The following is a 23,062-nucleotide window of genomic DNA, read 5'->3' as shown; positions in this document are numbered from 1 at the left end:
CGGGCCCGGGGCTTTTCCCCGGACCTGTCGGTTTAACCAGGTGTTCGGCATACGTCCAAGCCTTCGCGTCGTCGTCGCGGGTGCCGGCGCAGGGGGTTGGCCGCGTGCCACCTAGCACTCTATACATGCGAGTGCTAGCACTCAAGGGTGACCCTTTGCAGATTCGCCGACGGCTTAGCCGCCCGCGCTCGCTGACCGTTGGCGGGCCACCCGGATATCCCCGGAGAAGGCGATGACCAGCACATTGAACAGGTCATAGTGCATCACCGATCGAACGCGTGCGGGTCGATCAGCAGATGGTCCGACACGTCCCCGACCATCTCGACGTCGGCCTTGCGTTCGGTGAAGTACCAGCCGTTGCCGTCACGGGCGAAGCGGTCGTAGTAGCGGCCAGCCACGATCGGCTGGAACCGCACCGTGTCGGTGGCCTGCATTACCAGGAATGTCGAGCGCGACGTGGCGGTGTCACCGTCGAGGTCTACGATGGCGTTGAGGACGAGGTGGCGGGTCTTGGGTGTACCCGTGTCGGCGAACCGGCGGGTGGTCATCCCGAACAGCCCGGCGATGTTGTCGGCCCCCGACACACTCGGGGTGTTGGGCCCACCGAAGCTGGCCCGGGCCAGCAGAGTGCCGACGCCGTCGAAGTCGCCGGAGTCGATCAGTTCGGCGTAGCGGTAGAGCAGTTCGGTGATCTCGAGCTTGTCGGCCGCGCTCATCCCACCTGCCCCGCGATCACCGGCAGACCCGGGTCACTGCGAGCGTCGAGGGCAGACGGCGATGCGCCCGCGGCAATCAGATGGGCGGCGAAGGAGGCGATCATGGCCCCATTGTCGGTACACAACCGCGGCCTCGGGATGCGTAATGTCAAACCGGCTGCAGCACAACGCTCTTCGGCGAGCTCACGCAGCCGGGAGTTGGCCGCCACGCCGCCGGCGATCAACAGCGCGGACACCCCGAGCTCGGTCGCGGCGCGCACGGCCTTGGCGGTGAGCACGTCGGCGACAGCCTCCTGGAAGCCCGCGGCCACGTCGGCGGCGTCGTAATCGGGATGGCTCTCCACGTAGCGCGCGACTGCGGTCTTGAGGCCGGAGAAGCTGAACGCGAAACGCTCGTCGCGGGGGCCGGTCATGCCCCGGGGGAAGACAATCGCCTCCCGGTTCCCGGTGCGGGCCAGGTCGTCGAGCACCTTGCCGCCCGGATAGCCCAGGCCCAGCAGTCGGGCCACCTTGTCGTAGGCCTCGCCTGCCGCGTCGTCGACGGTGCTGCCGAGCTCGATGATCGGCTCACCGAGCGAGCGCACATGCAGCAGGTGAGTGTGCCCACCAGAGACCAGCAGGCCCACGCTCTCGGGCAACGGCCCGTGGTCGTAGACGTCGGCGGCCAGGTGCCCGCCGAGGTGGTTGACGGCGTAGAAGGGCACACCCCAGGCCGCCGCATAGGCCTTGGCGGCGGCCACGCCCACCAACAGCGCGCCGGCCAGGCCGGGGCCGATGGTGGCCGCGACGATGTCGGGCTTGTCGATCGCGGCGGCGGCCAGCGCCCGGCGCATGGTGGGCCCCAGAGCTTCCAGATGCGCGCGCGAGGCGATCTCGGGCACCACCCCGCCATAGCGGGCGTGCTCGTCGACACTGGAGGCCACCTCGTCGGCCAACAGGGTCACGGCGCCATCGCCGTCCAGGTGTGCGATGCCGACTCCTGTTTCGTCACAAGAGCTTTCGATGGCCAGGATGATTGTCATGCTGGGTCCCGTCGCATGGTGAAGGCATCGGCTCCGCTGGCCTGGTAATAGCGCTTGCGGACACCCATCTTCTCGAAGCCGAGGCTCTCGTACAGGGTGATCGCCGGTACGTTGTCGGTGCGGACCTCCAGGTACACCACCGAGCCGGGATCGATACCGTCGAGCAGGTCGTTCATCATCCGCCGGCCGATGCCCTTGCCCTGGTATGCGGGATCGACTCCGATGGTGTGGATCTCATATTCGAAGGGCGGGGTGCGGCCCAGCCGGGAGATCCCGGCATAGCCGACGAGCTTGTCCTCCGCCCTGGCCGCGACATAGCGGTTGTGCCGGGCGCCCAGTTCCCGGACGAACGAGAACTCCGGCCACGGGTCGTCACCCTCGAAAAGCTGCATCTCCAGTTCCGCACACCGGGCGGCATCGGTGGGCTGAAGCGGACCGTAGACGACGTTCACCGCAGTACGCCTCTCTCGGCGAGCGTCTTGGCGTCCGGCCGACGCAGATACAGCGGCACCAATGGCGCCGGCTCGGCAGACCAGTCAGCCACGGCCGCAACAAGTCCCACCGGGGTGGGGTGGTCCGCCTCCAGAGTGGGCAGCTCGAACAGCCCGACGTGCTCGGGTGAACCGGCCACGGCCTGCACCCCGCCGACCGGCACGTCGGCCGCAGCATCGACGGCAGGGCCGTCGACGCGCTGACCGTCGCGATAGCGCGCCCAGTACACCTCCCGGCGGCGGGCGTCGGTGACCACCAGCACCTCGCCGGTGGTCAGCACACCGATCGCGTCCAGGCTGCATACGCCGTACACCGGCACCCCGAGGGCGTGTCCGTAGGCGGCCGCGGTGGCCATCCCGACCCGCAACCCGGTGAACGGGCCCGGCCCGCATCCGACGACGACGCCGTCGAGGTCGGCCATGGTCAGGCCGGCCTCGGCGACGGCGGATACCGCATTCGGGGTGAGCATCTCGGCATGTGCCCTGGCGTCGACGGTGATCCGGCGGGCCAGCAGCGTGGCCTGCCCGCTGTCATCGCGGGCCACGACCGCGGCGGTGACGGCCGGGGTGGCGGTGTCCAGGGTCAGCAGGATGCGGGTCATCGACGGTTCCATTGCCATGTCGCGGTGCGGGTCTCACTGTCGGGACGGCGTTGCAGGGTGATGTCCAGGTGGTTGTCGGAGAGCCGCTCGGCCAGGCCCTCGCCCCACTCGACCACGACGACCGCGTCCTCGAGATCGGTGTCCAGGTCCAGTGAGTCCAGCTCGGCCAGCAGATCGGCGCGGTCGTCGTCGAGAAGGCGGTAGATATCGACGTGGATCATCGCCGGGTGCTCGTGGCGCCGGGCATTGTGCACGCGGGCCAGGACGAACGTCGGCGAGGTGACGGGGCCGTCGACGTCCATGCCGATCGCGATTCCCTTGGCCAGAGCGGTCTTTCCCGCCCCGAGCGGCCCGGAGAGCACCACCACGTCGCCGGCGCGCAATTGCTCACCCAGCCGTACTCCCAGTGAGATGGTGTCCTCGGGGGTCGGCAGTTCGGCGGTGCCGCTGTCCATCCGGGTGTCAGCCACGGGCGCGATCCTTCATCCGGCGGGCGAATGCGACCAGCTTGGACGGCGTGGCGCGTTCGACGAGGCGAACCAGCGCATCGTTGATGATGTCGGGATCTTCGAGCTGAACCAGGTGACCCGCTCCTGGCACGATCACCAGTTCGGTGTCGGGCAGCACCGCGGCCATCTCTTCGGAGTGCTTGACCGGGGTCAGCACGTCGTGATCGCCGCAGGCAATCATCGTCGGGATGCGCGCCAGCACCGGCAGCGCCGCGCTCTCGTCGTGCACCTCGAGTGCGTGCAGGAACTCCACCAGCGTGGCAATCGGTGTGTCGTGAATCATGCTCTCGGAGAACGCGACAACACTCGGGCTCATCGAGTCGTCGCCGAACGACGCGGTGCGCAGGATCGGGCGCAGTACCGAGCGGGCTGCCCCACGGGTGCGGTGCACCAGACCCGGGACATACCGGGCGGCGAAGCGCACCGCCTCCAGGGCGGGGTTCTGCAATATCTCACCGATGGGCGACCGCGACAGCCCCTCGGCGGCCGAGGAGATCAGCGCCGCACCCACCACGCGGGACCCATAGCGCTGGGGGAACTGGCGGGCGTGCGAGAGCACCGTCATACCGCCCATCGAGTGGCCGACCAGAACTACAGGCCCGCGCGGAACCATCACCTGCAGAATGGTTTCCAGGTCCTGGCCCAGCTGGGTGACGGTGTAGGTGTCGACCGGCGCGGCGGCGGACTGGCCATGGCCGCGCTGGTCGTAGAAGACCATCCGCACCTGGTCGCCCCACCGCTGCGCCAGCGCGGCACGCTGGAAATGGAACGAGCCCATCCGCAGGCAAAAACCGTGGGCGAAGACGACCGTCAGGGGTGCCGTGATGGGGCCGACTTCGCGGACGACGAGCGGGATCCCGTCGGACGTGGTGACCACACAACCGCGGTCGGCATCAAGGAGGGCGAAATCCTCACCGGCATAAGCATCCTGGATGAACTTGCGATGCCGGAACGCGCGCGCTGCCGAGACCCCGGCGGCGGTGCCGACTGCGCTGAGCCCGGCCACCCCGGCCATCAGTCCGGCCTTGCGGCCGGTACCGAGCCCGGGGGTGTCGGCCTTGCGGGCCAACCGTTCGGCCGTTTTCTCCGCACGACGGGCCAAGCGCTCGTCGATACCCTTGGCGCGCTGGGGCTTCGCCGTCCCGTTGCCGTCAGCGGCCACCGGCGTCGACCTCCCGGTAGGTGCGCACTACCCGCCCACGAGGGCTGGTGACCACCTCGTAGTGGATGGTGCCCAGAAGATCCGCCCAGTCCTGCGCTGTGGGTTCGCCGGACGTTCCGGAACCGAACAGGATCGCCTCGTCCCCTTCGGCGACGTCGGGGGTGCCGGGTCCGAGGTTCACCACCAGCTGATCCATGCAGATCCGCCCCACGTTGCGGCGCAACCGGCCGTTGATCAGAGCGTCGATGCGGCCGCTCAGGGTGCGGTAGACGCCGTCGGCGTAGCCGATCGGCAGCAGGGCCAACGTGGTGTCCTGGTCGGCGATCCAGGTGTGCCCGTAGGACACCCCTTCGCCAGCCTTGACCGACTTGACCATCGACACCGTGCATTTCAGCGTCATCGCCGGGCGCAGGCCCAGATCACCGAGTTCGGGGATCGGACTCAGACCGTAGACGGCGATCCCCGGCCGGACCATGTCGAAGCCCAGATCGGGCCGGGTCATCGCCGACGGCGAGTTCGACAGATGGGCCACCTCGAAGTCCACGCCGCGCCGCCGACCCTCGGCAATCATCTCGGAAAACCGTTGTGCCTGAATGTCGTTGAGCGGATCGTTGGGCGCGTCTCCGCTAACCAGATGAGACATGATCCCGCGCACCCGCACCGCGTCGTCCGCGGCGGCCCGTTGCAGCGCGCTCAGCACGGCCGGGTAGTCGGCGAGGCTGACGCCGTTGCGGTTGAGCCCGGTGTCGACCTTGACGGTGACCTCGGCGGCGCGGCCGGTCCGCTCTGCCGCGGTCAGCACCTCGGCGACCTGCCGGGGCGACGACACCGCAATCTGGACCCCGGCACTCAGGGCCGGGGCGAAATCCGTGCCGGGCGGATGTAGCCAGGCCAGCACCGGGGCGGTGATCCCGGCCGCCCGCAGGGTCAGTGCCTCCTCGATCGTGGCGACCCCGAGTTCGGCGGCACCGGCGGCCACCGCTGCGCGGGCCACCTGCGGGGCCCCGTGCCCGTAGGCGTCGGCCTTGACGACCGCCATGACCTCGGCAGATCCCGCATGCTCGCGCAGAACCCGCACGTTATGGGCGATCGCCCCCAGGTCGACGAGCGCCTCGGCGCCGGGCCGGGAGACCGCAGAAGGCGTCGACGGGGTCAACGAAGTCGTGTGCATAGGCTCCTCACTTGCCGACAATTGTCCCAGAACCGGGCCGATGACCGCCCATCCGGGCGCTGACCTCACGGTTCGGCCCGGTTCGGGCGGTAGAGTCGGCGCTGTGCGGGTGCTGTCGATGGAGGACGCGGTACTGGGGAAACGCCCCGATCTCGGCAGCGTTTCCGACCAGCCCGCCCACGCCCGTATCGCGGTGTGGCTGGAGAAGCTGATCGTCTCCGGCCGGTTGTCCCCGGGCGACAAGCTGCCCGCCGAAGTGGACATCGCCGCGGCCCTCGGGGTGAGCCGGATGACGCTGCGCCAGGCGCTCGCGGCGATCGAATCCAAGGGCCTGATCCGGCGCAGCCGCGGCCGGTTCGGCGGGAACTTCGTCGAGACGCCCCGGCTGGAGTTCGACCACACCGGCCTGCCCGGATTCACCGAGCAGCTGCGCCGGCTGGACATGTCGGCCGGTGCGCAGGTGGTCAGTGCCAGCACCCGAACGCCGAGCGCAGCGGTCCGCGAGGCGCTGGCACTCAAGCGTGGCGCCCGGGTGCACGAAATCATCCGGATGCGCTCGGCCAACGGCACGCCGGTGCTCCTGGAGGCGACCTATCTGCCGGCGGCGCGGTTCCCCGGCCTGCTGGCCGCGGACCTCACCGGGTCGGTCTACGCGATCATGGCTGAGCTGTTCGACACGCAGTTGTTCTCGGCCGACGAGCACATCGAGGCCGCCCCGGCCAGCGAGTCCTCGGCTGAACTGCTGGCGGTGCCGCCCGGTCATCCGCTGCTGTTGGTGACGCGCACGGCCTACGACCGCAGCGGGACGCCACTGGAGTTCTCCCACGACTACTTCCGCTCCGACCGCACCCGGATCCGGGTCAGGTCGGTGGCGGACCGGGCACCGGAAGGCCGGGTCGAGCCGTCACCCGCGTCGTAGTTCGGCGTTGCGTAACTGCGGCCGCACATGGTCGATCAGCTCCGCCGAGAGCCGCGGCACCACAGCCGGGGCCGCCGCGTGCAGTTCCGGGCTGGGATCGGAAGCGACTGCCACACACTGCATGCCCGCCGCGAGCGCGCCGCGGACACCCGGCACGGAATCCTCGAAGACGAGCACATCGGAGGGCGGACATCCCAGGAGCCGGGCCCCGGTCAGGAAACCTTCCGGGTCGGGCTTTCCTCGTGCGACGTCCTCCTCGGCGACCACGATCTCGATCAATTCCCCCACCGGGCTGCTGCCGAGCACCGCGTGGACGTCGTCCCGCTGGGCGCCGGTCACGATGGCCAGTGGCACCCGATGGTCTGCTAGTGCCTGCACCAGTCGCACGGTGTCGGACTGGATCGGATTGTCGTCGGCCACCAGCTCCCGGTAGCGCACCTTGCGCTGCGCCAGCAAGTCGTCGACGTCATGACCGTGCGACTCGGTGATCTGCAGCGCCTTCTCGACGATCTCGCGATCGCTGTGGCCGAGCAGGTGTCGGTTGTAGTCGGCCTGGGTCAGGTGCCGGTCAAGGTGCTCGTCGAACAATTCGGCAAAGATGCGGAACAGGATCGGCTCGTCATCGGAAAGGGTGCCGTTGAAGTCGAAGATCACTGCGGGACAAGCGGTCCGAGACCAGTGCTCGATCAACGTCTCGGCGGGGAGGTCTTCCGAAGCTGAGGACACGGGTCAATAGTCTAGTCTTTATCGCCCGGCGAGGGCGCCGTCGGCTCCGATCAGCGAATGTCCTGCACATCCAATGGCAATAGTCTAGTCTTTTAAAGCATGCCGTTCCTCTCCGACTCGGAACTGGATGCGCTGCTGGAGCAGCTGCCGGTCCTGGCCGGCCAACCGCGTCAACTCGAGGAACTATCCGGCGGGCTGACAAACCGCAACGTCAAGATCACCACCCCGGCCGGGGCCTACGTCGCACGGTGCAGCGTCAACACCAAGAACCTGCTGGGCATCGACCGCGACAACGAGTACTACAACAGCACCGCCGCCGCGCAGGCCGGTGTGGGCGCCCCGGTCATCGACTACCGGCCCGACCTCGGCATCCTGCTGGTCGGCTTCCTCGACGGCGTCACCCTGACCAACGCCGACATGCAACGCCCTGGGGTGCTGCAGCGGGTCGCGGCCGGCGTCAAGGGCCTGCACTCCGGACCCCGCTTCCGGGACGACTTCAACATGTTCGAGCGCCAGCCAGCGTACCTGAAAGTAGTGCAGGACAACGGCTTCCGGCTTCCGTCGGACTACTACGAGTTCGCCGCGGCGTTCACCGACATCCAGCGGGTGCTGGAGACCACCGACAACACCACCGTGCCGTGCAACAACGACCTGCTGGCGGGCAACTTCGTCGACAACGGCCAGCGGGTGTGGCTGATCGACTACGAGTACTCGGGCAACAACGACCCGTGTTTCGAGCTGGGCAACATCTGGGCCGAATGCGGGCTGTCCACCGACCAACTCGACGAACTGGTCACCCTCTACTACGGCCGTCCGCTACGCCACAAGACCGCCCGAGCCCGCCTGCAAGGCATTGTCGGCAAGTACGGCTGGACCCTGTGGGGATGTATCCAGAATGCCTCGAGCACACTGGAATTCGACTTCTGGGATTGGGCGATGGAACGTTATGACTCCGCCGTCGCCGAATTCCGCGGGCCGGACTTCACCCGGCTTCTGCACGATGCGCAAGCCGCTGACTAAGTAAGGAAAACATGTCGACCCAACAGCTGCCCGACCGCGCCCAGATCGTCATCATCGGCGGCGGTGTGATCGGCACGAGCGTGGCCTATCACCTGACCAAACTCGGCCGCGCCGACGTGGTGCTGCTCGAGCAGGGTCAGTTGTCCTGCGGCACCACGTGGCACGCCGCGGGTCTGGTCGGCCAGTTGCGCGCCTCCGAAAGCGGCACCCGGCTGGTGCAGTACTCCACGCAGCTCTACGCCGAGCTGGAGGCCGAGACGGGACTGACCGCCGGCTACAAGCAGTGCGGCGGGGTGACGGTGGCACGCACCGAGGACCGCATGACACAGCTGCGCCGCACCGCCGCCAACGCCGCAGCGTACAACTTGGACTGCGAATTGCTCAGTCCTGCAGAGGCTTACGAGCGATACCCGGTGATGCGGATCGACGACCTGGTGGGTGCCATCTGGTTACCCGCCGACGGCAAGGCCAACCCCACCGACCTGACGATGGCGCTGGCCAAGGGGGCGCGGCAGCGTGGGGCCAAGGTGCTCGAGCACATCCGCGTGCTCGATGTGCTCACCGACGGTGCGCGGGTGACCGGCGTGCGCACCAACGCCGGCGACATCGAAGCCGAGATCGTGGTCAACTGCGCCGGCCAGTGGGCGAAGGCCATCGGCGCCATGGCGGGGGTGAACGTGCCGCTGTATTCCGCCGAGCACTTCTACGTGGTCACCGAAACCATCGCCGGCGTGCACCCCGACCTGCCGATCCTGCGCGACCCCGACGGCTACACCTACTTCAAGGAAGAGGTCGGCGGGCTGGTGATCGGCGGGTTCGAGCCGGAAGCCAAGCCCTGGGTGGCCCCGGACCAGATCCCCTACCCGTTCGAATTCCAGCTCCTCGAGGAGGATTGGGAGCACTTCGAGATCCTCATGGAGAACGCGCTGCTGCGAATTCCGGATCTCGAACACACCGGGCTCAAGAAGCTCTACAACGGGCCCGAGAGCTTCACCCCGGACAACCAGTTCATCCTGGGCGAGGCGCCCGAGTGCGCGAACTTCTTCGTGGGCGCCGGCTTCAACTCGGTGGGCATCGCGTCGGCCGGCGGCGCCGGGCGGGCGCTGGCGGAATGGATCGTCAACGGTGCGCCGACCACCGACCTCACCGGGGTCGACATCCGCCGCTTCGCCCCGTTCAACGGCAACGTCAGCTGGCTGCACGACCGGGTGGCCGAGGTGCTGGGGGTGCATTACGAGATTCCTTGGCCCAACCGGGAACTGACCACGGCCCGCCCGTTCCGGCGCTCGCCGGTGCATCACCTGCTGGTGGCGGCCAATGCCAACTTCGGCAGCCGGATGGGCTGGGAGCGGGCCAACTTCTTCGCCCCCGCCGGCGAGGAGCCGGTGATCGACTACTCGTGGGGCAAGCAGAACTGGCTGCCGTGGTCGGCGGCCGAGCAGCTCACCACCCGCAGTGCGGTCACCGTGTTCGATCAGACCTCGTTCTCCAAGTACCTGCTGACCGGCCCCGGCGCCGAGCAGGCATTGCAGTGGCTGTGCACCGCCGATATGGCCGTGCCGGTGGGTAAGTCGGTCTACACCGGCATGCTCAACGCGCGCGGCACCTACGAGTCCGACGTCACCGTGACCCGCACCGGTGCCACCGAGTTCCTGATCGTCAGCAGCGCGGCGACCACCGAGCGCGACAAGGACCACATCCGCAAGAACCTGCCGCCGGGCGCGCAGGCCGAACTGGTGGACCTCACCTCCTCGATGGCGGTGTTCGGGGTGATGGGTCCGCGCTCGCGCGAGCTGCTGTCCAGCCTCACCGACGCCGATCTGTCCGACGACGCGTTTCCGTTCGCCACCAGCCAGCTGATCTCGCTGGGCTATGCGACCGTGCGGGCCACCCGGATCACCTATGTCGGCGAACTGGGTTGGGAACTCTACGTTCCCGCCGAGTTCGCGGTCGGCGTGTACGAGAACCTGCTGGCCGCCGGCGAGCAATTCGGCATCGGCCGCGGTGGCTATTACGCCATCGAATCGCTACGCCTAGAGAAGGGCTACCGTGCGTTCGGGCGCGAATTGACGCCGAACGAGACCCCGGTCGACGCCGGCCTGCTGTTCGCCTGCAAGCTCAAGACCGACATCGACTTCCTCGGCCGCGACGCGGTGGAGAAGGCCAGAGCCGACGGGCCGCGCAAGCGGCTGGTGAGCTTCGCGGTCGGCTCCCCCGAGCCGATGCTGTGGGGCGGTGAGCTGATCCTGCGCGACGGCGCGGTAGCCGGCCAGGTGACCTCTGCGGCGTGGGGGGCGACCACCGGCGCCTGCGTCGGGCTGGCCTATGTGCGGGCCGGCGACGACACCGTCGTCACCCCGGACTGGATCCGCAGCGGCAGCTACACCGTCAACGTCGGCGGTGAGGTCTACCCGATCACCGTGTCACTCAAGGCGATCTACGACCCGGCCAACGAGCGGGTGCGTTAGCGACATTCCCAGGTAGATGTGAGATCGTGCCGGAGTGTCTGTGCAGGTAGTCCGGTGACCGCCGGCGACGCAGAGGGCGAGGTCCGCACCGCTCTCGAACAGCGCTACCGGCGACTGGCCGGGTCGAAGAAACTACGGCCGGCAACCGCCGTGCTGGGCAGGTTCCGCGACATCGACGGCTCCACCCTGGGGATCCTGGTGTCCGTCCAGCTGTTCACCACGATGATCCCGTTGATGATCCTGGGCTTCAGCTACGTCGAGAACTTCGCCCAGAGCGCCAGCGCCGGCACCATCTGGATCCGCGAGATCGGGCTGGCCCACCCGACCAGTGACCTGGTGCGCGGTGCGTTCGGCAGCACCGCGGGCCTGCGCTCCAGCTGGACCGTGCTGGGCGTCGCCGGCTTCCTGATCTGGGGCATCCCGATGGCGGTAACCGTCGCCCGGATCTTCGCCAAAGCCTGGCGGCGTGAGGAATTCGGCCTCCCCCAGCGCGTGCTGCGCGGAGCGGCGTGGTTCGCGCTCTATCTGCTGATGATCGTCTGCCGGGAGCGAATCACCTTCGGTGCCCACCACACCAGCGAGGTCCGGCTGGGCCTGTTCATCCTGGCGCTGATTCCGGTGTGGCTGTTCTGGTCACTGACCCCTGCCCTGCTGGTCCGCAACGGCGGCCGCGGCCTGATCTACATGGCACTGGCCGGCCTTGCCGGTGTGGTGATCGACGGGGTGATCATCCCGATGTCGTGTCGGCTGTTCTTCCCGATGCTGCTCGACGGCTGGGTCGAATTCGGGCCGATCGGTGTCGCGATGGCCCTGCTGACGTGGTGCGGCGTCATCGGCACCGGGTGGGTGGCCACCGCCTGCGTGGGGGCGGTGCTGTGGGAGCGCAACGCCCCGTCCCACACGGTGGTCGAGTGCCAGACCGAGGACGTCCGCACGGCGGCTTAGCCCAGGCCGCCTAATGCGCGAAGTGCTGCTGGTCGAAGTGGCCGTCGGGCTTGATGGCATCCAGGTGGCCCAGGACGGCGTTGAGGTCCTCCCACAGCGAGCGGGCCAGGTCGGCGGAGAATCCCTCCCGGACCACCACCCGCAGCACCGAAACATCCTCGGCCCCTTGGGGCATGGTGTAGGCCGGTACCTGCCAGCCATAGGACCGCAGCGCCGCCGAGACGTCGAACTCGGTGTACCCGAAGTCGCCGGACAACGTGAACGCCACCACCGGGATCGCCGACCCGTCGGAGATGACCTCGAAGTGCTGGCAGTTGGCGAGCTGGTCGGACAGCCAGCGCGCAGTCCCGGACAGGCATTGCATCACGTGGGTGTAGCCGGCCCGGCCCAGCCGTAGGAAGTTGTAGTACTGCCCCACCACCTGGTTGCCCGGCCGGGAGAAGTTGAGGGTGAACGTCGGCATGTCCCCGCCGAGGTAGTTGACCCGGAACACCAGATCCTCGGGCAGGTGATCGGCGTTGCGCCACACCACGAATCCGACGCCCGGGTAGGTCAGGCCATATTTGTGGCCGCTGACGTTGATCGACACCACCCGCGGAAGGCGGAAGTCCCACTTGAGGTCGGGGTGCAGGAACGGCACGACGAACCCGCCGCTGGCGGCATCGACATGCACCGGGATGTCGAGGTTGGTGTCCTTGGCCAGGGTGTCCAGGGCAGCGCAGATCTCGGCGATCGGTTCCAGCTCGCCGGTGTAGGTGGTGCCCAGGATGGCGACCACACCGATGGTGTCCTCGTCGACATACTCGAGCACCTGCTCGGGGGTGATGACGTAGCAGTCCTCGGTCATGGGGATGTAGCGCGGCTCGACCTCGAAGTAGCGGCAGAACTTCTCCCACACCACCTGGACGTTGGCGCCCATCACCAGGTTGGGGGTGCGCGTCTTCCAGCCTTCGCCGACGCGCTCCTTCCACTTCCACTTCAGTGCCAGCCCGCCGAGCATCACCGCTTCCGACGAGCCGATGGTCGACGCCCCGACGGCACTCGACGCGTCGTCATCCCGCAGATTCTCGGCGTGGAACAGATCGGCAACCATCGACACACACCGTGATTCGATGGCGGCGGTGGCCGGATACTCGTCCTTGTCGATCATGTTCTTGTCGAACGTCTCGGCCATCAGCTTCTCGGCTTCCGGATCCATCCACGTCGTCACGAACGTGGCCAGGTTGAGCCGGGAGCTGCCGTCGAGCATCAACTCGTCGTGGATGAAGCGGTATGCCGCAGCGGGTTCCATCGCCTCGTCGGGCAGCCGCAGCGACGGGATCGGGTCGGTCGACAGCCGGCCCGTGTACGCCGGGGCGATCGACGGGGAGCGGTACTTGACGTGCGGCATGCTTCCTTCTCTCTACAGTGCGGCGACGGCGGAACGGATGTGGGCCAGAATGCGTGACGCGGAGGTCGGCACCGCTGCGGGACCGGGGTCGGCGGCCGAGGCGTTGGCCGCGCGGGCATGCACGAACGCGGCCATGGCGGCGGCGCGCGCCGGTGCTACCCCGGCCGCCAGCAGCGCGCCGATCACCCCGGAGAGCACGTCACCGGAGCCGGCGGTAGCCGCCCAGGATCCGCCGGCCGGGTTGAGGTACACCGGTGTGCCAGCCTCAGCGACCACCGTGACGTTGCCCTTGAGCAGGACGGTGGCACCGAACGCATCGGCGAGGCGACGGGTGGCGGCGATGCGGTCCTCCCCGGGCGGGGCTCCGGCCAAGCGGGCGAACTCCCCCGCGTGCGGGGTCAAAACCGTCGGCGCCTCCCGGTCCGACACCAGGTGCGGGTGAGCGGCCAGAATCGTCAGCGCGTCGGCATCGACGATCACCGGCAGGTCGGTGTTGAGCGCGAATGTCAATGCGGCGACGGCATTGTCGTCGGTCCCCAGACCCGGGCCAACCACCCAGGCCTGTACCCGTCCGGCCGCTGCGGCACTGGGCGCGGCAACGACTTCGGGCCAGTGCGCCAGCACTTCGGCGGCGGCTGATCCCGCGTACCGCTTCATCCCCGAGGTGGCCGCCACGGCCGCGCCGGTGCACAGGATCGCCGCGCCCGGATATGTCGAGGATCCGGCCAGGATGCCGGTGACGCCCTGGGTGTACTTGTCGTCGTGCTGGTGCGGCACCGGCCAGTCGGCTTTGACGTCGGCGGCATCCAGTGCCAGCACATCGGTGGACGGTAGCTCGAGTCCGATGTCCACGAGTTCGACGCGACCGCAATCGGCAAGGGCGTGCACCGGCTTGAGGCCGCCGAAGGTGACCGTCAGCGCGGCACGAACAGCCGGTCCGGTGATGGCGCCGGTATGGACGTCGACCCCGCTGGGAATGTCGACCGCCACGACGGGGATGCCCGCCGCGTCGACCGCGTCGAAGACGGCGGCTGCCGACGGCCGAAGCGGGCCCTTGCCGGAGATGCCGACGACACCGTCGATCACCAGGTCGGTGTCCGCCGCCACCTCGGCCACCACCCGGCCGCCCGCCCCGCGGAAGGCCGCCAGCGCCGTGGCATGGGTGTGGTCGGGATTGAGCAGCACCGCCGACGCGGCCGCACCACGCCGCCGCAGGAACGTTGCCGCCCACAGCGCGTCGCCACCGTTATCACCGGAGCCCACAACGGCGCAGACCCGCCGGCCGGCTATCCCCCCGGCCCGGCTCACCAATTCCCGCGCAATCGCCGTCGCCAAGCCGTAGGCGGCCCGCCGCATCAGGACCCCATCCGGCAGGCTGGCCAGCAGAGGTGCCTCAGCGGCGCGGATCGCCTCGGCGGAGTAGTAGTGCCGCATCGGAACCCAGGTTACGTGGCAGTACGGCCATACCTGCCCAAGTCGCTACTACTCGACGGTGACGGACTTGGCCAGGTTGCGTGGCTTGTCCACGTCGTAACCACGCGCCCGGGCCACCGCCGCAGCGAAGACCTGCAGCGGAACCGTGGACAGCAAGGGCTGGAAAAGCGTTGACACCGCCGGGATTTCGAAGATGTGGTCGGCGTAGGGACGGACGGTGTCGTCGCCCTCCTCCGCGATGACGACCGTGACCGCGCCGCGGGCCTGGATCTCCCGGATATTGCTCAGCAGCTTGGCGTGCAGGGTCGCGGCGTTCTTCGGTGACGGCATGACCACGATCACCGGGAGGTTTTCCTCGATGAGCGCGATCGGTCCGTGCTTGAGCTCACCGGCGGCGAAGCCCTCAGCGTGCATGTAGGCGAGTTCCTTGAGCTTGAGCGCGCCTTCGAGGGCGACGGGGTAGCCGACGTGGCGCCCCAGGAACAGCACCGTCGGCGACTGCGCGAACGCCTGACCGAGCTTAGTGACGGGCTCGACGTGCTCGATCACCCGGGCGACCTGGTCGGGCATCGACTCCAGTTCGCGGTACTCCCGCTCGACCTCGTCGGGGTACTTGGTGCCGCGCGCCTGCGCAAGCGCCAAGCCGACGAGGTAATTGGCGGCGATCTGGGCCAGGAAGGTCTTGGTGGCCGCCACACCGATCTCGGGTCCGGCCCGGGTATAGAGGACGGCGTCCGCCTCGCGCGGAATCTGGCTGCCGTTGGTGTTGCAGATGGCCAGCACCTTGGCCTTCTGGGTCTTGGCGTGCCGGACGGCCTCGAGGGTGTCGGCGGTCTCGCCGGACTGCGAGATCGCGATCACCAGCGTCCCGCGGTCCAGCACCGGATCGCGGTAGCGGAACTCGCTGGCCAGCTCGACCTCCACCGGCAGCCGGGTCCAGTGCTCGATGGCGTACTTGGCCAGCAGCCCGGAGTGGAATGCCGTGCCGCACGCGACGATGAAGACCTTGTCGACCTCGCGGAGTTCCTGATCGGACAGCCGCTGTTCGTCGAGCACGATGCGGCCGTCGACGAAGTGACCGAGCAACGTGTCGGCGACCGCCGTGGGTTGCTCGGCGATCTCCTTGAGCATGAAGTAGTCGTAACCGCCCTTCTCGGCGGCCGACAGGTCCCAGTCGATATGGAACACGCGAGCGTTGGCGGCGTCGTCATTGCCGTGGAAGTCGGTGATCCGGTAACCGTCCGCGGTGATCACGACGGCCTGGTCCTGGCCGAGTTCGACGGCATCGCGGGTGTATTCGATGAAGGCCGCGACGTCGGACCCGAGGAACATCTCGTCCTGGCCGATACCGACCACCAGCGGGGTGGACCGGCGGGCGGCGATGATGGTGCCGGGATCGTCGGCGTTGGCGAAGACCAGCGTGAAATGGCCTTCCAGCCGGCGCAGCACCGACAGCGTCGAGGCGACGAAGTCGCCGGCGGTGGGGCCATGGTGGTAGGCCCGCGACACCAGGTGGACGGCCACCTCGGAGTCGGTGTCGCTGGCGAACTCGACTCCCTGGCTCTCCAGCTCGGCACGCAGCACCGCGAAGTTCTCGATGATCCCGTTGTGGACAACGGCGAACTTGCCGGCGGCGTCGCGGTGCGGGTGGGCATTGCGGTCGGTGGGCCGGCCGTGGGTTGCCCACCGGGTGTGGCCCAGTCCGGCCGTTCCGGTCAGCGCGGCGGCATCGGTTTCGGCCAACGCCTCCTCGAGGTTGGCCAGCCGCCCGGCGCGGCGCCGCACGGTCAGGCCGCCATGCCCGCCGAGCAGGGCGAGGCCGGACGAGTCGTAACCCCGGTACTCCATGCGGCGCAGCGCGTCGACCACGACGTCGCAGGCAGGACGATGCCCGACGTAGGCCACGATTCCGCACATGGGTTCAAGGGTAGTGCAGCGCGGGTGCCCGGGCGGTGGGCTACGGTCTTGGGGTGGCCCGGACACGCAAGCTCTTCGCGGCGCTGACGCGCCGTGGTCCGCATCAGGTTTTGCGCGGTGACCTGGCATTTGCCGGCCTTCCGGGCATCGTCTACACCCCGGCGTCGGGCTTCAATCTGCCCGGTGTGGCCTTCGGCCACGATTGGCTCACACCGGTGGACCATTACGTCAAGACGCTGGAGCACCTTGCCTCGTGGGGCATCGTCGCGGCAGCGCCCAACACCGAGCGGGGTCCGGCTCCGTCGGTGCTGAACTTGGCCTTCGACCTCGGCACCACGCTCGACATCATCACCGGCGTGCGCCTGGGCCCGGGCCAGATCAGCGTGCATCCGGGCAAGCTGGGCCTGGCCGGCCACGGTTTCGGTGGCTCGGCGGCGGTCTTCGCCGCTGCGGGGCTGGCCGGAGCAGGGAAATCGGCCCCCAAGGCGGCGGCCGCACTGTTCCCGTCGGTGACCAAACCGCCCGCGGCCCAGCCTGCCGCCACCTTGACGGTGCCGGGCCTGGTACTCAGCGCACCCGACGACCCGGAATCGCTGCGCACCGATGCCCTGGACCTGGCCCAGGCGTGGCCCGGAGCGGTCCTGCATGTGGTCAGCAAGGGAAAGTCCGCGGGGCTGGCCGAGAAGCGCCGGCTCTCCCGGGTGCTGGGGCTACCGGGGTCGGATCGCGCGACCCAGAAAGCGGCGCGGGCCCTGCTGACCGGCTTCCTGCTGTACCGGCTCACCGGGGACAAGACGTACCGCGAGTTCGCCGACCCCGAGGCGGTGCTGCCCAAGGCCGGCAAGCCCGACCCCGAGGCTGAGCCGATGACACCCGAAGGCCGCATCGTCGCGCTGTTGAAGTAGCGCGAGTGGCCAGTTGTGGCAGGCATCCGGCGGGCGGATTTCCGTGGCGTAGGTGGCCACTCGCCGTGACCCACTGATGCCCCAACCAACCAGTTGGGATATAACTCGGTGATGCGCACCGGTGTTTTTCTCGACTATTCGGGCGGCTTCCGCGAGGCCGTCGAGCACATCGTCGTCTTGGAGAAGGCGGGCGTGGACATCGCGCTGGTCGCCGAGGCGTACTCCTATGACGCGATCAGCCAGCTCGGCTACCTGGCCGCCAAGACCTCGACGATCGAGCTGGGCTCGGGCGTGGTTCCGATCTACACCCGCACTCCCTCACTGCTGGCGATGACGGCGGCAGGCCTGGACTACGTCTCCGACGGCCGCTTCCGGCTGGGCATCGGCACCTCCGGCCCGCAGGTGGTCGAGGGTTTCCACGGCGTGCCGTTCGACGCCCCGCTGGGGCGCACCCGCGAGGTGGTCGAGATCTGCCGCCAGGTCTGGCGCCGCGAACGTGTCCAGCACCAGGGCAAGAACTACCAGATCCCGCTGCCCGCCGACCGGGGCACCGGACTGGGCAAGGCGCTCCAGCTGATCAATCACCCCGTGCGGGAGAACATCCCGATCCACATCGCCGCGCTTGGGCCCAAGAATGTGGAACTGTCCGCCGAGATCGCCGAAGGCTGGCAGCCGGTGTTCTTCCTGCCGGAGAAAGCCGACGACGTCTGGGGCGATGCGCTGCGCGCTGGAAATGCCAAGCGGGACAGCTCTCTTGGCGACCTCGATGTGATGGTCGGGGTGTCGCTTGCCGTGGGTGACAACGTCGAGGACCGGCTGAACTGGGCCAAACCGCATCTGGCGCTCTACATCGGCGGGATGGGCGCGCGCGGCCAGAACTTCTATCACAAACTGGCCACCCGCTATGGATACGGCGAAGTCGCCGATCACATTCAGGACCTCTACCTGGCGGGGCGCAAGGCCGAGGCGATTGCCGCGGTGCCCGACGACCTCGTGCGGCAGGTGTCGCTGATCGGGCCGCGCGGCTACGTCAAGGAGCGGATCGCGGCGTTCGCCGAGGCAGGTGTGACCACCCTGCTGGCCACACCGGTGACCGCCGACAGCGCCGAATACATCACGTACGTCGAGGAATTGCAGCAGCTGCTGCCGTAACCGGCGGTGTGCTGACCGACCGTTGTTGATCGGCCGGACGCAGCAGCCGGCGCTGCGAGGCCGGTACCGCCGGACGCTGCGGGGCGCTCACTGGCCGACCTGCGGGAGCTCGTCGGCGGCGATCTCGCAGGGCGTGGGCTTGTCAGCCGGCGGGGCTTGCGGGTCCGGCGTCGGTGACACCTCGACCGGCGGTTCGGGTTGCTCGGCTACCGGGTCGCCGGTCGCCGGGTCAGGCGTCTGGGTGTCTTCGGTGTCTTCGGTTTCCCGGTCTCCTGTTGGGGTGTCTTCGGGTGCATCCTCGGTGCCGGTATCGTCCCGCTCAGCATCGTCGCGCTGATCGGAAGTCTCGCCTGGCGAATCATCCTGCAGTGCAGGATCTTCAGGGCTGTCGTCGGCCGGATCTTCGAGGTCGCTCGCGGCTTCCGGAAGCCGAGGGGCGGCGGCAGTGTCCGTACCATCCGGCAGCAGATTGCCCAGCGCGTCACCCAGCCCGCCGAGCCCGGACAGCGCGGGCAGTCCCGCGGCCGGGACGGCTCCCCCCAGCCCGGCCGGATCCATCGTCGCGGCCGGCGGCAGGGATTGCGGAACGGCCGGTTGCGCAGTGGGCATCGCATCCTGCGCTGCCGGTACTGGTGGGGCAAGCGGGACCTCGACAGCCGGCGACGGGGGCGGCGCGGGCGGTGGTGCCACCTCGGCCGGCGCGGCAGCGGGTGTGGCCACGGATGCCGCCGGGCCGGCCAGCGGTGGGCCTGAGCGGACAAACACCGGGCCCAGCCGGCCGGGAACAGCGAAATGCTCCGTCCCGCAGGCTGTCACGCGACCAATGGCGTCGAGGTATGCCGACTGTGTGTGTGCTGTCACGGCGCGCATGGCGGTCACCCACTCGGTGCGGATATCGGTGTCGACGTAGGGGGTGATCTGGTGGACGACGATCTCGGCGGCCTGGTCCCGGCCCGCCGCCCCGGTGGTGAGGACCTGCGCCGCAGCCAACCACGCCGGGCGCTCCCCCGCCCGTCGATCGTCGATGCCCGTAGCTGCCCGAACCTTGTCGTCGACGAGGCCGAGCACGGTGTCACGCAACACCGCGCAGGCGTCTGCGGCAGCACGCAGTGCGTCAAGCACAGCCTCACCGGCCTGGCAGTGGCTGTCGATGAAAGATGCAGCGGCTAAGTGTGATTCGCCCTGCCACGCCGATTCCATCGACCGCAGGCCGACGCGCTCGAGACGCAAGGCCTGGTTCGCGGCGTCGGCCATGGTGCGCAGTGCCACGCAGTCGGCGTCCAGCGCGTCGAGGTCGAGGCCGTCTTCGGTGCCGTACCACTCCAGGACCTGCGCGGGGTGAGCGGTGAGGTCGGGATGGGCGTAACCCACCGCGTGGCACGCCGTCACATAGGTCTGGGTATCCGCGACGGCGGGCCGGCCGCGATCCAGCTGTCCCGCGACATCGTAGCTCATCCCAGCACCGCCGCGGCGCGATCCTCGGCCTCGCTGTAATACCCTGCGCCCGAACGTAATCCGGTGGCGATCTCGTCGGCGGCACGCGCCCATTCCTGCACGCCGACGTACAGCTGTGTCAGCGCATTGTGCAGGCTTTCGCCGCTGACACCGTGCGCGCGGCCGGCCACCGACCCATTGAATACCAGCACCATCCGGCGCGCAGCGGTGTCGAGGATGTCAGCCGCGGCGGCGAACTGCTGCCCGGCGTCGCACAGCGCCGCAGCATCCACCCGTGTGTTACCCATACGGTATTGGACGCCGGGCGACGTCCGGCGGTTCCACCCCCGGCGAAATCAGCCCTCGGCGCTGACCGATTCGGCGACCCGGATGGCCAGCTGACGTGCGGTGTCCTCGTCGGCCGCTTCGACCATGACCCGGACCATCTGTTCGGTTCCGGAAGGCCGCAACAGGATTCGGCCGGTGTCACCGAGTTCGGCCTCGGCGGCGCGCACGGCGTCCTGCACCGCGGGCGCCTCGGCCACGGTGGCCTTATCGGCCACCTCGACGTTGATCAGGACCTGGGGCAGGGTCTGCATCGGCTCGGCCAGCGCAGCCAGCGAGGCACGGGTCTGCGCCATTCGAGACATCAACCGCAGGCCGGTGACGATCCCGTCGCCGGTGGTGGCCATGGCGGGCATCACGATATGACCGGACTGCTCGCCGCCCAGGGAGTACTCCCCGGCCCGCAACTCCTCCAGTACGTAGCGGTCGCCGACACCGGTGGTGCGCACGGTGATACCGGCCTCGCGCATGGCCAGATGGAGTCCGAGGTTGCTCATGACGGTGGCCACCAGGGTGTTGGAAGCCAGTTCACCGGCTTCCTGCATGGCCAGCGCCAGAATCACCATGATCGCGTCTCCGTCGATCACCTGGCCGCCGGCGTCTACCGCCAGACAGCGGTCGGCGTCGCCGTCGTGGGCGAGCCCGAGGTCGGCGCGGTGGGCGATCACGGCGGCCTGCAATTGTTCGAGGTGCGTCGAGCCGCAGCCCTCGTTGATGTTGAGACCGTTGGGTTCGGCGTGGATCGCGATGACCCGGGCACCAGCGGCCTGATAGGCGCGCGGTGCAGCGGCCGAAGCGGCGCCATTGGCGCAGTCGACCACGACGGTCAGGCCGTCGAGCCGGACCGGAGCCGCGGCACGGACATGCTGCAGGTAGCGCTCGAGGGCGTCGGCCGCGTCCAGTGTCCTGCCGATACCGGCCCCGACGGGACGCAAGCCGGGGCCCTGGGCGACCAGTTCCTCGATGCGGTCCTCGGTGGCGTCATCGAGCTTATGACCGCCAGGACCGAAGATCTTGATGCCGTTGTCCGGCATCGCGTTGTGCGAGGCCGAGATCATCACCCCGAAGTCGGCCTCGTAGGCGCCGGTCAGATAGGCGACGGCGGGAGTGGGCAGGACACCGACCCGCAGCGCGTCGACACCCTCACTGGTGACCCCGGCGATCACGGCGGCCTCGAGCATCTCGCCACTGGCCCGCGGATCGCGGCCGATGACGGCCAGCGGACGCCCGGAGCGGGCGGTCACGGCCAGTCGCCGCGCGGCCGCCGCCCCGAGTGCCAGCGCCAGCTCAGCGGTCAGTTCCCGGTTGGCGACGCCTCGGACCCCATCGGTCCCGAACAGTCGACCCATGCGGACAAACTTCTCATAAGTAGCGCCTCAATCCACAACCGACGAGGTTATCCGCCATCTCGCCGCTAAACCGACACTCGGCCGAGACACGGCGCTGCCCGCACCCCCTAGGAGTGGGATGCGGGCAGCGTGCGGTTCTGGGCCGGTTCTATCGGCCCTCGGCCGCCGACGGCGGGGCCGGCGTGGTGCTGGTACCCGGCGCCGTGCTCGGCGCGACCGGGCGGTTCTGACCCGGAGCGGTCTCCGAGTTGCCCGGGGAGTTCTGGGTGAAGGTGTAGCTCAGCCCGCCAGCGGCGCTGTCGCAGGCCGGAAGGGTCTGCACCTGGTTGGTGTCGAGCTCGGGCAGCCGCGCCGAGAGGTCTGCACCCGGGCAGACGGCAGTGGCCAGAGCCTGCGCACCAGCCAGCGACACCTCCTGCAGGACCCCCAGCTGCTGGCCGTCGACGCTCAGCGTCACGTTGACCTTGCCGTCGCCCACTACCGACTGGGCCTGCGGCGGTGCTGCATGCGCGAGGCTGAGGCCGCCCGCAACGAGCAGCGATCCACCGAGGAGTGTGCCAGCGGCCGTCTTCGTGATCGTGTTCATGTTCGCTCCATTTCTCCTGTTTCAGGCAGGGATCCACGAGCTGCGCGAGGTTCACCACACAGCCGGAGAAGGAGGACATAGACCCCCGTAAAAGGTCCGTCTCCCACCTCGGGTAGCCGACCACGGTGTCGGCTCCCTCTGGCGTTGCCGCCGCGGTGGCGACTCAAACCAAAACTTAATGATTGCCGCCACTCATGCCACTGACGTGCACCGATAGACAGTGAGGCAGCACACAAAAAAACTCGCCGGGTGTATCCGAAGGGACACACCCGGCGAGCTCGCGTCGAAACGCGCGGCAGATCAGCGCTTGCTGTACTGCGGCGCCTTACGGGCCTTCTTGAGGCCGTACTTCTTGCGCTCGATGGCACGCGGGTCACGCGTGAGGAAGCCCGCCTTCTTCAGCGCCGGACGATCCTCGGGCTGCACCAGGATCAGCGCACGGGCGATCGCGAGGCGAAGCGCACCGGCCTGCCCCGAGGGGCCGCCGCCGTCGAGGTGGGCGTAGATGTCGAAGCTGTCGACCCGGTCGACGGTCACCAGCGGAGCCTTGATCAGCTGCTGATGCACCTTGTTGGGGAAGTAGTCCTCCAGGGTGCGGCCATCGAGGTGGAACTTGCCGGTGCCGGGCACCAGGCGAACCCGCACCACAGCCTCCTTGCGGCGGCCGACGGTTTGGATCGGGCGGTCGATGATCACCGGCTCGCGCGGGGTGCTCTCGACCTCAGCTTCGGTGACCTCGGTGGCTTCCGGGGTCTCGACGACCTCGGTGACCTCGACGTCGGTCGTCACGTCTGTCGTT

The 23,062-nt window shown here is 68.6% G+C and carries 22 protein-coding genes; 6 read left to right on the top strand and 16 right to left on the bottom strand.

Annotated features, from left to right (window positions below):
* Positions 1-263: 263 nt before the first annotated feature.
* From G6N35_RS25225 to alr, 7 genes are all read right to left on the bottom strand, one after another.
* On the bottom strand, positions 264-716 hold the full coding sequence (locus G6N35_RS25225; protein ID WP_163807095.1) for a nuclear transport factor 2 family protein: 453 nt from the start codon (positions 714-716) through the stop codon (positions 264-266).
* Entirely contained in the window at positions 713-1,738 is a 1,026-nt protein-coding gene (tsaD, locus tag G6N35_RS25220; RefSeq protein ID WP_163807094.1) for a tRNA (adenosine(37)-N6)-threonylcarbamoyltransferase complex transferase subunit TsaD, read from the bottom strand. Before tsaD ends, G6N35_RS25225 begins: the two co-directional genes overlap by 4 nt.
* Positions 1,735-2,190: a ribosomal protein S18-alanine N-acetyltransferase gene (rimI, locus tag G6N35_RS25215; RefSeq protein WP_163807093.1), complete on the bottom strand. Its 456-nt coding sequence runs from the start codon at positions 2,188-2,190 to the stop codon at positions 1,735-1,737. Before rimI ends, tsaD begins: the two co-directional genes overlap by 4 nt.
* Positions 2,187-2,831, bottom strand: coding sequence for a tRNA (adenosine(37)-N6)-threonylcarbamoyltransferase complex dimerization subunit type 1 TsaB (gene tsaB / locus G6N35_RS25210; RefSeq protein WP_163807092.1), 645 nt, complete (start codon positions 2,829-2,831; stop codon positions 2,187-2,189). Before tsaB ends, rimI begins: the two co-directional genes overlap by 4 nt.
* Positions 2,828-3,286, bottom strand: coding sequence for a tRNA (adenosine(37)-N6)-threonylcarbamoyltransferase complex ATPase subunit type 1 TsaE (tsaE, locus tag G6N35_RS25205; RefSeq protein WP_163807925.1), 459 nt, complete (start codon positions 3,284-3,286; stop codon positions 2,828-2,830). The genes tsaB and tsaE overlap by 4 nt, the downstream gene beginning before the upstream one ends.
* Positions 3,287-3,293: 7 nt before the next feature.
* Positions 3,294-4,355 (bottom strand): alpha/beta fold hydrolase, encoded by a 1,062-nt coding sequence (locus tag G6N35_RS25200; protein ID WP_163807924.1) that lies wholly within the window; start codon positions 4,353-4,355, stop codon positions 3,294-3,296.
* Between the two features lie 136 nt (positions 4,356-4,491).
* The gene (gene alr, locus G6N35_RS25195) at positions 4,492-5,673 is read right to left on the bottom strand and encodes an alanine racemase (RefSeq protein ID WP_163807091.1); all 1,182 of its coding nucleotides are present in this window, start codon (positions 5,671-5,673) and stop codon (positions 4,492-4,494) included.
* A gap of 40 nt (positions 5,674-5,713) precedes the next feature.
* Here alr and G6N35_RS25190 point away from each other — a divergent pair, with 40 nt between their 5' ends.
* Positions 5,714-6,592 (top strand): GntR family transcriptional regulator, encoded by an 879-nt coding sequence (locus G6N35_RS25190; RefSeq protein ID WP_246224505.1) that lies wholly within the window; start codon positions 5,714-5,716, stop codon positions 6,590-6,592.
* Here G6N35_RS25190 and G6N35_RS25185 read toward each other — a convergent pair.
* Positions 6,578-7,318, bottom strand: coding sequence for an HAD family hydrolase (locus G6N35_RS25185; protein ID WP_163807089.1), 741 nt, complete (start codon positions 7,316-7,318; stop codon positions 6,578-6,580). The two genes, G6N35_RS25190 and G6N35_RS25185, sit on opposite strands and share 15 nt — an antisense overlap.
* 99 nt (positions 7,319-7,417) lie before the next feature.
* Here G6N35_RS25185 and G6N35_RS25180 point away from each other — a divergent pair, with 99 nt between their 5' ends.
* Genes G6N35_RS25180 through G6N35_RS25170 form a run of 3 tightly spaced genes read left to right on the top strand, consistent with a single transcriptional unit; the run spans position 7,418 to position 11,751 of the window.
* The gene (locus G6N35_RS25180) at positions 7,418-8,338 is read left to right on the top strand and encodes a choline/ethanolamine kinase family protein (RefSeq protein ID WP_163807088.1); all 921 of its coding nucleotides are present in this window, start codon (positions 7,418-7,420) and stop codon (positions 8,336-8,338) included.
* An 11-nt stretch (positions 8,339-8,349) separates the two neighbouring features.
* Complete coding sequence (locus G6N35_RS25175; RefSeq protein WP_163807087.1) at positions 8,350-10,806, top strand: GcvT family protein; 2,457 nt, start codon at positions 8,350-8,352, stop codon at positions 10,804-10,806.
* Positions 10,807-10,860: 54 nt separating this feature from the next.
* Positions 10,861-11,751 (top strand): hypothetical protein, encoded by an 891-nt coding sequence (locus G6N35_RS25170; RefSeq protein WP_163807086.1) that lies wholly within the window; start codon positions 10,861-10,863, stop codon positions 11,749-11,751.
* Positions 11,752-11,761: 10 nt separating this feature from the next.
* On the opposite strand, the gene G6N35_RS25165 is transcribed toward G6N35_RS25170, so the two are convergent.
* Genes G6N35_RS25165 through glmS form a run of 3 tightly spaced genes read right to left on the bottom strand, consistent with a single transcriptional unit; the run spans position 11,762 to position 16,492 of the window.
* Positions 11,762-13,141 carry a glutamate decarboxylase gene (locus G6N35_RS25165; RefSeq protein ID WP_163807085.1) on the bottom strand — a complete coding sequence of 460 codons (1,380 nt, stop codon included), beginning with the start codon at positions 13,139-13,141 and terminating at the stop codon, positions 11,762-11,764.
* A gap of 12 nt (positions 13,142-13,153) precedes the next feature.
* The gene (locus G6N35_RS25160) at positions 13,154-14,575 is read right to left on the bottom strand and encodes an NAD(P)H-hydrate dehydratase (RefSeq protein WP_163807084.1); all 1,422 of its coding nucleotides are present in this window, start codon (positions 14,573-14,575) and stop codon (positions 13,154-13,156) included.
* Between the two features lie 48 nt (positions 14,576-14,623).
* Entirely contained in the window at positions 14,624-16,492 is a 1,869-nt protein-coding gene (glmS, locus tag G6N35_RS25155; protein ID WP_163807083.1) for a glutamine--fructose-6-phosphate transaminase (isomerizing), read from the bottom strand.
* 53 nt (positions 16,493-16,545) lie between these two features.
* Between glmS and G6N35_RS25150 the strand changes: the two genes are divergently transcribed.
* The gene (locus G6N35_RS25150) at positions 16,546-17,397 is read left to right on the top strand and encodes a dienelactone hydrolase family protein (protein ID WP_163807082.1); all 852 of its coding nucleotides are present in this window, start codon (positions 16,546-16,548) and stop codon (positions 17,395-17,397) included.
* A gap of 108 nt (positions 17,398-17,505) precedes the next feature.
* Positions 17,506-18,549 (top strand): LLM class F420-dependent oxidoreductase, encoded by a 1,044-nt coding sequence (locus tag G6N35_RS25145; protein WP_281357051.1) that lies wholly within the window; start codon positions 17,506-17,508, stop codon positions 18,547-18,549.
* 87 nt (positions 18,550-18,636) lie between these two features.
* On the opposite strand, the gene G6N35_RS25140 is transcribed toward G6N35_RS25145, so the two are convergent.
* From G6N35_RS25140 to rpsI, 5 genes are all read right to left on the bottom strand, one after another.
* On the bottom strand, positions 18,637-20,004 hold the full coding sequence (locus G6N35_RS25140; RefSeq protein WP_163807080.1) for a hypothetical protein: 1,368 nt from the start codon (positions 20,002-20,004) through the stop codon (positions 18,637-18,639).
* The gene (locus G6N35_RS25135; RefSeq protein WP_163807079.1) at positions 20,001-20,291 is read right to left on the bottom strand and encodes a type VII secretion target; all 291 of its coding nucleotides are present in this window, start codon (positions 20,289-20,291) and stop codon (positions 20,001-20,003) included. The genes G6N35_RS25140 and G6N35_RS25135 overlap by 4 nt, the downstream gene beginning before the upstream one ends.
* A gap of 48 nt (positions 20,292-20,339) precedes the next feature.
* Positions 20,340-21,677 (bottom strand): phosphoglucosamine mutase, encoded by a 1,338-nt coding sequence (gene glmM / locus G6N35_RS25130; protein ID WP_163807078.1) that lies wholly within the window; start codon positions 21,675-21,677, stop codon positions 20,340-20,342.
* 148 nt (positions 21,678-21,825) lie between these two features.
* Positions 21,826-22,263, bottom strand: a complete 438-nt coding sequence (locus tag G6N35_RS25125) for a hypothetical protein (protein WP_163807077.1) — start codon at positions 22,261-22,263, stop codon at positions 21,826-21,828.
* A gap of 300 nt (positions 22,264-22,563) precedes the next feature.
* Positions 22,564-23,052 carry a 30S ribosomal protein S9 gene (gene rpsI / locus G6N35_RS25120; RefSeq protein WP_163807923.1) on the bottom strand — a complete coding sequence of 163 codons (489 nt, stop codon included), beginning with the start codon at positions 23,050-23,052 and terminating at the stop codon, positions 22,564-22,566.
* Positions 23,053-23,062: the final 10 nt, after the last annotated feature.

This window comes from Mycolicibacterium anyangense (assembly GCF_010731855.1).
Lineage (GTDB): Bacteria > Actinomycetota > Actinomycetes > Mycobacteriales > Mycobacteriaceae > Mycobacterium > Mycobacterium anyangense.
Note: the sequence above shows the minus strand (reverse complement) of the source record. Positions and strands in the feature narration are given on the sequence as shown.